We start from the raw sequence: 245 nt of genomic DNA on the forward strand, positions 1-245 counted from the left end.
GGATGCGCGCGGCCACGAGGTTAACGCCCTTGGCGATGACCTTCGGGGCGCGCATTTCGCCGTCGGTGTACTGGATCGCGACCGCGAAGTGCGTCGGGTTGGTCACCACCACGTCGGCCTTCGGAATCTGCGCCATCATGCGGCGGCGCGCCATCGCGCGCTGCTGCTGGCGAATGCGGCCCTTCACGTGCGGATCGCCTTCGTTCTCGCGATGCTCGCGCTTCACTTCTTCCTTCGTCATGCGC

At 66.5% G+C, this 245-nt stretch carries 1 protein-coding gene; it reads right to left on the minus strand.

Annotation, left to right across the window (positions count from 1 at the left end):
- Positions 1 to 245 (minus strand): EscU/YscU/HrcU family type III secretion system export apparatus switch protein (locus SB751_RS34145; RefSeq protein WP_410749511.1); only part of this gene is annotated, 245 nt, incomplete at both ends.

The organism is Cupriavidus sp. SIMBA_020 (assembly GCF_046535395.1).
Lineage (GTDB): Bacteria > Pseudomonadota > Gammaproteobacteria > Burkholderiales > Burkholderiaceae > Cupriavidus > Cupriavidus campinensis.